The sequence below is a fragment of the Sulfitobacter sp. AS59 genome (assembly GCF_038899995.1).
Lineage (GTDB): Bacteria > Pseudomonadota > Alphaproteobacteria > Rhodobacterales > Rhodobacteraceae > Sulfitobacter.
In genome coordinates this window covers 135,902-146,599 of the sequence record NZ_JBBMQK010000005.1, presented here as the reverse complement: position 1 = coordinate 146,599, position 10,698 = coordinate 135,902, and the positions used below count along the sequence as shown (strand labels likewise).

Here is a 10,698-nt window from a genome sequence, read left to right as displayed (position 1 = left end):
TAAGGCCAGCAAATATGACATTCGACCGCTCTATCAAAATCGCCCCCTCCATCCTCGCCGCTGATTTCGCGAATTTCGGGGCCGAATGCGAAGCTATTGAGTCACAAGGGGCCGATTGGGTTCATGTCGATGTGATGGATGGGCATTTCGTGCCCAATATCAGCTTTGGCCCCACCACCTGCGCAGCCATCCGCCCGCATATCAAGGGTATCATGGATGTGCATCTGATGATCGCGCCCGTTGATCCCTATATCGAAGCCTTCGCAAATGCCGGGGCCGATTTCATTACCGCCCATGTTGAGGCAGGCGCGCATATTCACCGCACGTTACAAGCTATCCGTGGCGCAGGTGCCAAGGCGGGGGTGGCCCTGAACCCCGGTACGCCAGCCTCGGCCATTGAGCATCTACTGGACATCACCGATCTGGTTTGCGTGATGACCGTGAACCCCGGCTTTGGCGGGCAGAAATTCATCGACATGTCTGACAAAATCAAAACGCTGCGCGCGATGATCGGCGACCGTCCGATCCATATTGAAATTGATGGCGGCGTGGACGTGAACACCGCCCCCACTGTCGCGCAGGCGGGTGCCGATGTTCTGGTTGCAGGCTCTGCCGTGTTCAGGGGCGGGTCCGTGTCGAACCCCGGCCCATACGGCGATAACATCCGTGCGATCCGCGAAGCGGCGACAGGCGTGTACGTCTAAACGCTAAGCGACACCGAGACTAAGAAAGAAAAAGGCCGGTGCCCCACTACAGGGTCCGGCCTTTCTTGTATGATGCGAACCGGCTTAGGTCATTTGATCTTTGAACGTCTCAAGCAATTTGTGCTTCAGGATCTTGCCCGTTGGCGCAGCCGGAAGGGCTGTGCCAATGATGATATGCTTGGGTCGCTTATAGCCGGTCAGCCGCTCCCGCACAAAAGCGCGCAGGTCGTCGGGGTCCAGACTGTCACCCTCGGCGATTTGCACAAAGGCCAGCACTTCCTCGTCGCCATCTTTGCTGCGGCCAATCACGGCGGATTGGATCACTTGCGGATGGTCGTTGATCGCGGCTTCGACTTCGGGGGGATACACGTTGAACCCGCCGTGAATAATCAGCTCTTTTGACCGGCCCAAAATGTGCAGAAAACCGTTCTCGTCCAGCTTGCCCAGATCGCCGGTGCGCAGCCATCCGTCCGCATCGACCACTTTTGCGGTCTCGGTCGGGTTTTTGTAATAGCCTTTCATGATCTGCGGCCCACGGGTCATCACTTCGCCCGTGCCGACACCACCGCCTTCGACTGTGTCATCAATCTTGACCTCGATCCCCGCCAGCGGCGGGCCGACGGACACATCGGGCGATCCGATAGGGTTGGAGGTCGCGGAGGTACCGGCGGCGGTTTCGGTCATGCCATAGCCGTTCTGGATGGCGACGCCGTAAAACCCTTCGGCCTTGCGTTTCCATGCAGGGTCAAGCGGTGCCGCCCCAGACGAGACATAGCGCAGCGTTTTCGAGTTCAGATGCGTCAGGCCTTTTTCCTTGGTGTATTGCATCAGCAGCGCATGCATCTGCGGCACGGCGGACAGGAAATTCACCCCCGACGTCAATGCGTTATACAGTTTCTCAGCCGAAAAACGCGCCTCGAGCCGGATTTCAGCGCCGACATAGCAGGACGCTGTCAGGACCGAACACAGGCCGAATACATGGGTCAGCGGCAACACGCCGTAAACCACATCACCCGGTGCCATGCCGCGCAGGTTGGCCGATGTCATACCGCCAAAGCGCACATTGTCATGGGTCAGCATCACGCCCTTGGGGTCGCCAGTGGTGCCCGTTGTATACAGCAAAACCGCAACGTCGCTTAGGTCAGCGTCAGGGTTGCTGGCGATGGGCGTGGCCAGATGCATCGTTCCGAATGCGCCGGTGACCTCTTTTGCGCCCATGTTTTCGGCGTGTTTGACAGCGTCGGGTGATGCGCCGGTTGTCATTAGAATGGCGGCTGGTGTCGCGTGATCCAGAATGCGTTTTACTTCGCCTTCGGTCTGGCGCGCGTTGACCGGAATAATCACAGCCCCCGCTTTCCACGTGCCAAAGATTGTGGCCGCAGCGGCACCGCAGTTTTCAGACAGCAGCAACACACGGTCATTGGGTTTGACCCCTGCTGCCTTTAGCGTTTCAGCGATGGCATCAGCCGCCTTGCCGTAGTCATTGAAGGTCCAGCTGGTCCCTACGCTGTCAGATAGCGCCTGAGCATCGCCTCGGGATGTGATTTGTTGTGCAAGATAATCCTCTACACGTGCCATAAGCTCTGCCTCCTCGCAGGTAATTTCCGCCCTTGGCCTTTTCAGACCTCAAAGCACATATTCACATTGGCCGCTTTTCAGCCGCCATAATTTGGTTTGCGTTTTTCCAAGAACGCGGCGATGCCTTCGGCGGCTTCGTCTGCGCCAGCTGCATGGGCCATCGCATTGCGTTCTGCATCCAGTTGCGCGGCTTCGGTCACGTCATAGCCTTGTGCCACCAACGCCCGGATCACCGATTGCGCCTGCCGTGGCCCTTGGGCCAGACGGTCGGCATATGCCATTGCCCCGTCCATCGCCGCACCCGGTTCAGCCAGCGTGTTAACCACGCCCAGATCATGCATACGGTCAACGGTGACAGGCAGCGCCAACAGGCACATTTCCATCGCCAACTGTCGTGGTAACGCGCGCGCAAGCGACGCCGTCAGCCCGCCATCGGGGACCAGCCCCGCCTTGACATAGGCCGCAGTGAATTTGGCACCCTTCGCGGCGACGATCAGATCGCAAGCCAGTGCAAAGGACAGGCCCGCACCTGCGGCACCGCCTTCGACAGCGGCAATCACAGGCACAGGACAGCCACGAATGGCGCGGACCACATCATGCAGTTCGTCGATCTTGCCGCGACGTTCATCTTCGGCCAGATCGCGCCGCGCGATCAATACGTTCAGATCCCCGCCAGCGCAGAAAAAATCACCCTCGGATGTCAGGATTACGGCACGTACGCGCGGCTCCTGTGCCAGCTCAACAGCCTGCGTGATGCAGGCATACAGCTCCGGCGACAGCGCGCCGCGTTTATGGGCGTTCCCGTTCCAAACAATGATCCGGTCGCCCTTGTCTTCAATCCGTGCGCTCATGTCAGTTTCTCCTGTGGGACACGTTTGAACACGCCCGTCGATGTGGCGATCACGGTGCCGTCTTCGTGGACCAGCTCGGCATCGATATACAGCAAGCTGCGCCCGCCGCCCTTGATATAGCCGGTCGCAGTCACCCGCCCCGGTTTGCCCGCCGCCAAGAATTGCGTGGTCAGGGAAATCGTCAAAAACGGGTTTCTGCCGGTTGGATCGACGCTTAGCGATCCGGTCATGCCACAGGCATTGTCCAGCAATGTGGCCGCGATACCGCCATGAAGAACCCCATGGCGGTTAAGATGTTGCGGACCCAGATCAAGGTGACAGCGCCCGTGGGCCGGATCGGATATGTCAACGACATACCCGACCAGGGTTTGGGTGCCGGTCTCGTCCCGGATCAGCAGGCTTTCGTCAGGCTGCTGCAATGGCAATGTATCGCTCCAGATGGTGGTCTGTATCGCCAAAGCGGTGGTCTGACATGATGATACGCTTGGCGATATGGGCCAGTTCGTATTCTTGGGTCATGGCAATACCGCCGTGCATCTGGATGCTGTCTTCGGCAACCAGACGGCCCGCGCGGCCCAGCAGGTTTTTGGCAGCAGATACGTGGCTTTCGCGGCTTTTGTATCCAGCTTCCAGATGGCCCGCAGCGACGATCACGGCAGACCGTGCTTGCTCCATCTCGATCAGCAGATCGGACATGCGGTGCGCAAGCGCTTGGAATGTGCCGATTGGTTTGCCGAACTGTTTGCGCGTCATCAGATAGTCGCGCGTCAGACGGCAAGCGGTTTCCATAGCACCCAGCGTTTCGGCGCAAATCGCAACGTTTGCTGCCGCAACGCGCGCTTCGATGGCTTTGAACGCTTTGCCTGCGTCGCCCAAACGAGCCGAGGCAGGAACGCTGACGTCATCCAGCGTGATTTCCGCAGCGCGGCCACCGGCCAACAGGGCGTAACCCTGCAAGGTGACACCCTTGGCATCAGACGGAACGAGGAACAGCGAAATGCCATCTTCGTCGCCAGCGTCACCGCTTTCGCGGGCCGAAACCACCAGCATGTCGGCGTTTTCAGCGTTCACAACAACGGCCTTGCGACCGTTCAGCACGACGTTGTCGCCATCGGCCTTGGCCGTGGTGGTGACGCGGTTCGTGTCATAGCGGCTGGCAGGTTCGCCATGGGCGAATGCCACTTGCAACGCGCCGCCGATGATTTCCTCGACATGGGCCTTTTGGTCGTCATTGCCCAAATCGGCGATCAGACCACCCCCCAGAACGGCCGTATCCAAGAACGGTTCAACCACGCCTGCGCGGCCCAATTCTTCGAACACAACCGCGATGTCGAAACCAGCGCCGCCAAAGCCGCCCTGATCTTCGGTGAACAGCGCACCAATGACGCCCAGTTCGGCAAGGCCGTTCCAGATATCAGCGGAAAACCCTGTGTCGCTTTCAAGGATTTTGTTGCGTGTTGCGGTATCGTATTTGTCACGCAGGAAACGGCGCAAGCTGTCTTGCAGCATTTGGCGTTCTTCTGTCAGGTCGAAGTTCATGCTCCACCTCCCATCGTTGTTTTGGCAATGATCTGGCGCTGGATTTCGTTCGAGCCGCCAAAGATCGACAGTTTACGGTTGTTGAAATATTGCGCGGCCACGGGGCCAGCATTCAACGGATCAGGCAGGTTAAGGTTCGACCCCTCGATCGCCTCGGATGCGAATGGCATCGCATAGGCACCCGCAGCGCGGCGGGCCAGATCGTTGATTTCCTGACGGATGATCGTGCCTTTAACCTTGAGCATGGACGATTCAACGCCCGGTGCCGCACCCGCTGCCGCCTTGGAGACAATACGCAAGTTTGTCGTGCTCATCGCCATCAGGTCGATTTCAACCCGTGCAACGCGTGCTGCAAAATGCGGGTTTTCAATCAGGGGACGACCGCCCGCCATTTCGGCGCGCGCGATGCGTTTAACCGCAGTCAGACCGGCCTGAGAGAACCCGACGCCCGCGATGTTCGTGCGTTCGTGGGTCAGCAGGTACTTGGCATAGGTCCAGCCTTTGTTTTCTTCGCCGACCAGGTTTTCGACAGGTACTTTCACATCCGTGAACCAAACTTCGTTCACCTCGTGGGTGCCATCCAATAGGATGATCGGGCGCACTTCGACGCCGGGGGTTTCCATGTCGATCAACAGGAAGGAAATGCCTTCTTGCTGTTTCACGGTCTTGTCCGTGCGCACCAGACAGAAAATCATGTTGGCGTGCTGGCCAAGCGTGGTCCAGGTTTTCTGACCGTTAACGATGTAATGCGTGCCTTCTTCGTTCAGCACGGCTTCGGTCTTGAGCGACGCAAGGTCGGAACCGGCACCCGGCTCGGAGTACCCTTGGCACCACCAATCCTCGCCCGCCAAGAGGCGCGGCAACCAGTAATCGTTTTGCTCTTGCGAGCCGAATTTTTGCAGCACGGGGGCCAGCATGGACAAGCCAAACGGCACAATGCGCGGGGCGTAGTGTGCGGCGGCTTCTTCCTCAAAGATGTGGCGCTGAACGGCGTTCCATTCTGCACCGCCAAATTTCTTGGGCCAGTTCGGGGCCAACCAGCCCTGCTTGTTCAGGATGGCATGCCATTCTTCCTGACCCTCTTTACCCAGTTCTTCCCCTTTGCGAATTTTATCGCTCATTTCCTTGGGAAGCTTCTCTTCTAGAAAGGCGCGCACTTCGGCGCGGAATGCCTTTTCTTCGTCGCTATAGCTCAGATCCATTAATCGTTCCTCCGGTTTATGTCGTTCGGGCATTGCGCCCTTGTTCATTTATTTTGCGGCGTCTTTGTTTAAATCATCAAAGTTGCGGCCCTCGGCCACCAGCTGTTTCAGCAGCGGCGCGGGCTGCCAGAACCATGCGTCTTCCTTGGCATAGTTTTCGATGTCGGCCAGCACCGCCGGTAGCCCTTGCAGGTCCGCCCATTTCATCGGGCCACCCCAATAGCGCGGGAAACCATAGCCAAACAGCAGCACCATATCGATATCAAGCGGGCGTTTCGCGATGCCCTCACCCAGCAATCTGGCGGCCTCGTTCACCATCGCGGCCATATAGCGGCGCGTGATTTCAGCGTCGGTAAAATCACGCGGTGTGATCCCCAACTCTGCACGTTCCGCCGCGATCAGTTCGGGCACTTCTGGGTTGGGCACAGAGCCGCGGGTGCCCTTTTCGTAGATATAGAACCCTTTGCCGGTCTTTTGGCCAAAATTACCCGCTTCACAGATTTTGTCAGGGTATGTCGGCACGCGTTCAGCCGGGTGACGGGTTGCCGCCTTGCGTTTGCGTGTGGCCCAGCCGATATCAAGACCCGCCAGATCGCCCACGGCGAACGGCCCCATGGCAAAGCCGAAATCAACCAAAGCTTTGTCGATCTGATAAGGCGATGCGCCGTCCAGCACCATGTGATCGGCGGCGGTGCGATAGGTCGCCAGAATGCGGTTGCCGATAAAGCCATCGCAGACACCCGCACGCACGGATATTTTGTTCAGCGCCTTGCCAAGGGCAAAGCCCGTAGCGACCACATCGGGCGCGGTCTTGTCTGCCACCACGACTTCGAGCAGTTTCATGATATGCGCGGGTGAAAAGAAGTGCAGCCCGATCACGTCGGCCGGGCGCGACGTGCTGGCGGCGATTTCGTCGATGTCCAGATAGGATGTGTTCGACGCCAAAATCGCACCGGGTTTGCACACGGCGTCCAGCTTGCCGAACACTTCTTTCTTAACGTCCATGTTTTCGAAAACGGCCTCGATCACCAGATCAACAGACGACAGGCTGTCATAGTTAATCGACACCTCAAGGGCGATGGTGGTCATCGCGTCGTATTTCATCTGGGTGATCTTGCCGCGCTTGAGGGCTCCCGACAGGTTGCCTGCGATGCGACCACGTGCAGCTTCGGCAGCTTCGGGCGTCATCTCGATCAGGACGACGTTGAAACCGGCCAGCAAGGCGGCTGTGGCAATGCCAGCCCCCATGGTACCACCGCCGATGATCCCGATGGATTGCAGCGCGCGTGGCTCAACGCCTTTCAACTCGGGCAGGTTACTGACGGCACGTTCGGAAAAGAATGCGTGGATCATACCTTGGCGCTGATCGGTTTCCATCAGGTCCATGAACATCTTGCGCTCGGCCAGCATGCCCTGATCAAAGGGCAGTTCCGATGCGGCTTGAACGGCGCGTACCGCTTGGGCAGGCGAAATCTGGCCACGGCCCTTTTTCAGCGTCCCGTCATAGGCCGCATCCCAATCAATCGGTTCGGGCGCAGGCATTTCGCTGACCGCACGGCGCGGGGCCGCGTCGGCGATCAAGCTTTCGGCATAGGCCAAACCAACCTCTTCGGGGTCGCCCTCGGCAACCTTGTCGATGATGCCCAGCTTCAACGCTTCGTCCGCTTTGACCTGACGGCCTGTGGTGATCAGATCAAGCGATGCATCCACACCAACCAAGCGCGGCAAACGTTGGGTGGCACCGGCACCGGGGATCAGACCCAAATGCACTTCGGGCAGGCCAACGCGCGCAGAGGGCTGCGCAATGCGGTAATGCGCGGACAACGCAATCTCGAGACCGCCGCCCAAGGACACACCATGCATCGACGCGACCACGACCAGCGGCGATGCTTCGATCCGTTTGCACACGTCGGGCAGATAGGGCTCCAGCGGGGTCTTGCCAAACTCGGTGATGTCAGCGCCGGCGATAAAGGCGCGGCCTTCGCCAACGATCAGGACAGCTTTGACACCGGTGTCAGCCTCGGCTTGGGCCATGCCCGCAACCAGACCTTCGCGCACCGCGTGGGACAAGGCGTTTACCGGTGGGTTCTTAATACGCAGCACGGCAACATCGCCTTTGCGTGTGTATTTGATCTTATCGCTCATCTGTCAAATTCCTGTCTGTTCTTTTAGTCGCGGCGGCTCAGCGCCGGGGTGCGGCCTGTGCGTTGTTCAAGTGCGCGCACCAGATCGCGCAGCGCGGGGCCGACTTCGTCTCGGATCCGATCGTCGGATAAATCGCTGGGCATTGCCCCGCAGGTAAACGCCACCGGTTCGCCAAATTCCTCGGCGAAATAGGGAACGCTTACGGCATTTATGGTGCTGGCATAACGCGTACCCTTGAGTGCGTATGTGAAACCATGCTCGACCAATTGTGAATATCCCTCCGAGCGGAACTGTCGCATATACTTTTCAGGCGTCAACTGCGCAAAGCGTTCTTGGCCAAGTGACGCCACGACGGCCATGCCAGAGGACGACCCAAACACCGGAATCCGGTGCCCCGGCTCAAGCCAGATGGTGGATGCATTGCGCGGACGCCACGTGCGCACGAGCAACATTTTAGAATCGTCGCGCACCGCGACCAGTGCCAGCGTGCCCGTGTCATCGGCCAGTTTCTGCATCGCGTCAGACGCCAGATCCAGAAAGTTGACCGCGACCGATGCAACAGACCCAAGCGCAATGGCCGATGGCCCCAAACGGAACCTGTCATTGCGCCCGCCGTGGCTAAGATACCCTAATTCGCACAAGGTATAGGTCAGCCGCGACACGGTGGGTTTTGGCAGGCCCGTCCGGTCAGATATCTGCGCGTGTGTCAGCCCACTGTCGCTTGCCCGAAAGGCCCGTAAAATGGCCAAGCCACGGGCAAGCGTGTTCGCAAACTTGCGATCTGTCCCTTCAGACGTCATCGCGCGCCCAAGGGGATCAGCAACGAGATCATCGGGAAGGACATGATCAGGATCAGCACGATAAAGTCGACGCTTAGGAAGCGCGTGATACCGGCAAAGATCTTGTCAATCGGGGCGTCTTTGCCGACCACGTTGGCGATCACGAATACGTTCAGACCAACGGGCGGGGTAATCAACCCGATCTCAAGCAGCTTGATCACCACAACACCGAACCAGATCAGGTTCAGGTCATAGCTTTCGACCAGCGGGATCATCAGCGGCAGGGTCAAAACCATGATGCCAATCGGATCAAGGAACATGCCCAACACCAGATAGATCACCGCAATCGCCAGCATCAAAACCACCACAGACAGCTGGGCGTCAGACACCACGTTCACGATCATGGGGGCGACGTTGGTCAGCGCGATGAAGGCCACGAAAATCTTGGCACCCGCTGCAATGAAAAAGATGGCTGACGTCTGAATGCAGGTTTCTTTGACTGCTTCCCACAAGCCGCGCAGGTTCAGTTTACGTTGGGCAAAACCGATCAGGGTGGCAGCGACGACGCAGACAGCTGCCGCTTCGGTAGCAGTAAAGATGCCACCATAGATGCCGCCGATGATCAAAACGAACAGCATGACCGCAGGCCAGCTCTCAATGGCCGCTTGAAAGCGTTCCTTTGAGGAATAGCGCACATCGGTTGGCGGTGCGATTTCGGGGGAATACCAAACCCAAACCGCGATGACGAGGATGAAGCCAGCCAGCGTCAACAAGCCCGGCAGAACGCCCGCAAGAAACAGCGACGAGATCGAGGTTTCGGTGAAGATACCGTAGATAATGAACAAAACGGAGGGTGGGATCAGCGATCCCAATGTGCCGCCTGCCGCCACCGATGCGGTCGCAAGGCGCGGGTCATAGCCCATGCGCAGCATCTCGGGTGTGCAGATACGGCCCATCGTCGACGCGCAAGCAATCGAACTGCCCGTAATCGCAGAAAAACCGCCACAGCCCATGACGGATGCCATGGCGACCCCACCGGGAAGACGGGTCAGCCAGACCTTGGCCGCGTGGTAAATCTTGGTCGTGATGTCGGCGCGATAGGCAATATGCCCCAGTGCCACGAAAAGCGGGATCATCGACAGATCATAGGAATGGATCAGGTCGAATGAGTTTGAGAACACCATGGATGTGGTGGCGCGAATGGCACGTTCCGGCATGAAGGTGCCCGTGCGAAACGCAAAGATAAAGAAGGTGCCGACTGTCGCGACCGACGCCAAGGAAAAGGCGATAGGCACGCGCATGGCCAGCAAGAAAAGGACCGCGCCAAACGCAATCAGACCAATGGTTGCAGCATCCATTACAGCGTCTCCTGTTCGGCAAGGGCATCAATTGTGTGGTTTTGTTCGTCCGATACGATACCGCCCGACAAAAGCGTGCGGGTGTCACGAATAGCCAGTTCGGCCAGACGTAACCAACAGGCCCCAATGCCGATGATAAACAACAGACGTCCGGGCCATTTCGGCAGGTTCAGGTCACCATAGAAAAAGCTGCCTTTTTCCCAAACGCTTAGGAATTCGCGGGTACCAGCATAAAGCAATGCGGCCAGGGCAATCAGCCCCATCACCGACCCCATGACAATCAGCCAGGACCGCAACCGTGGCCCAAACTGATCAGAAATAAACGCGACACTGATATGTGCGCGGTTGGCCGTCGCGGCACCAAGGGGCAGAAGGATGGCCGCAACCATCAATTCCCGCACCATGGTGACGCTGTCAGGCACGCTTGAGGAAAAGACAGCACGCGCGACCACATTGGTTGTAATCAAGACCCCCAACAGGATGACCGCAATCGCGCCCAACCCCAGCAGGATTTTCTCTAGTGGTACCAACATGGTCCCGTC

The 10,698-nt window shown here is 58.4% G+C and carries 10 protein-coding genes; 1 reads left to right on the top strand and 9 read right to left on the bottom strand.

What is annotated here, in order from left to right; genetic code table 11:
* The first annotated feature begins 14 nt into the window (after nt 1-14).
* On the top strand, nt 15-704 hold the full coding sequence (rpe, locus tag WNY39_RS13130) for a ribulose-phosphate 3-epimerase (protein WP_342846092.1): 690 nt from the start codon (nt 15-17) through the stop codon (nt 702-704).
* Between the two features lie 84 nt (nt 705-788).
* Here the strand turns inward: rpe and WNY39_RS13125 are convergent, their stop codons facing one another.
* From WNY39_RS13125 to WNY39_RS13085, 9 genes are all read right to left on the bottom strand, one after another.
* Nucleotides 789-2,282 carry a class I adenylate-forming enzyme family protein gene (locus tag WNY39_RS13125; protein WP_342846090.1) on the bottom strand — a complete coding sequence of 498 codons (1,494 nt, stop codon included), beginning with the start codon at nt 2,280-2,282 and terminating at the stop codon, nt 789-791.
* Nucleotides 2,283-2,359: 77 nt separating this feature from the next.
* The gene (locus WNY39_RS13120; protein ID WP_342846088.1) at nt 2,360-3,133 is read right to left on the bottom strand and encodes an enoyl-CoA hydratase family protein; all 774 of its coding nucleotides are present in this window, start codon (nt 3,131-3,133) and stop codon (nt 2,360-2,362) included.
* Nucleotides 3,130-3,558 (bottom strand): PaaI family thioesterase, encoded by a 429-nt coding sequence (locus WNY39_RS13115; protein WP_342846085.1) that lies wholly within the window; start codon nt 3,556-3,558, stop codon nt 3,130-3,132. The genes WNY39_RS13120 and WNY39_RS13115 overlap by 4 nt, the downstream gene beginning before the upstream one ends.
* Entirely contained in the window at nt 3,539-4,672 is a 1,134-nt protein-coding gene (locus WNY39_RS13110; RefSeq protein ID WP_342846083.1) for an acyl-CoA dehydrogenase, read from the bottom strand. The genes WNY39_RS13115 and WNY39_RS13110 overlap by 20 nt, the downstream gene beginning before the upstream one ends.
* On the bottom strand, nt 4,669-5,874 hold the full coding sequence (locus WNY39_RS13105) for an acyl-CoA dehydrogenase family protein (RefSeq protein ID WP_342846081.1): 1,206 nt from the start codon (nt 5,872-5,874) through the stop codon (nt 4,669-4,671). The genes WNY39_RS13110 and WNY39_RS13105 overlap by 4 nt, the downstream gene beginning before the upstream one ends.
* Before the next feature lie 48 nt (nt 5,875-5,922).
* Entirely contained in the window at nt 5,923-8,019 is a 2,097-nt protein-coding gene (locus WNY39_RS13100) for an FAD-dependent oxidoreductase (protein WP_342846080.1), read from the bottom strand.
* Nucleotides 8,020-8,042: 23 nt separating this feature from the next.
* Nucleotides 8,043-8,819, bottom strand: coding sequence for a helix-turn-helix domain-containing protein (locus WNY39_RS13095; protein ID WP_342846078.1), 777 nt, complete (start codon nt 8,817-8,819; stop codon nt 8,043-8,045).
* Nucleotides 8,816-10,156 (bottom strand): TRAP transporter large permease, encoded by a 1,341-nt coding sequence (locus WNY39_RS13090; RefSeq protein WP_342846076.1) that lies wholly within the window; start codon nt 10,154-10,156, stop codon nt 8,816-8,818. Before WNY39_RS13090 ends, WNY39_RS13095 begins: the two co-directional genes overlap by 4 nt.
* The gene (locus WNY39_RS13085; protein ID WP_342846074.1) at nt 10,156-10,689 is read right to left on the bottom strand and encodes a TRAP transporter small permease; all 534 of its coding nucleotides are present in this window, start codon (nt 10,687-10,689) and stop codon (nt 10,156-10,158) included. Before WNY39_RS13085 ends, WNY39_RS13090 begins: the two co-directional genes overlap by 1 nt.
* Between the last annotated feature and the right edge of the window lie 9 nt (nt 10,690-10,698).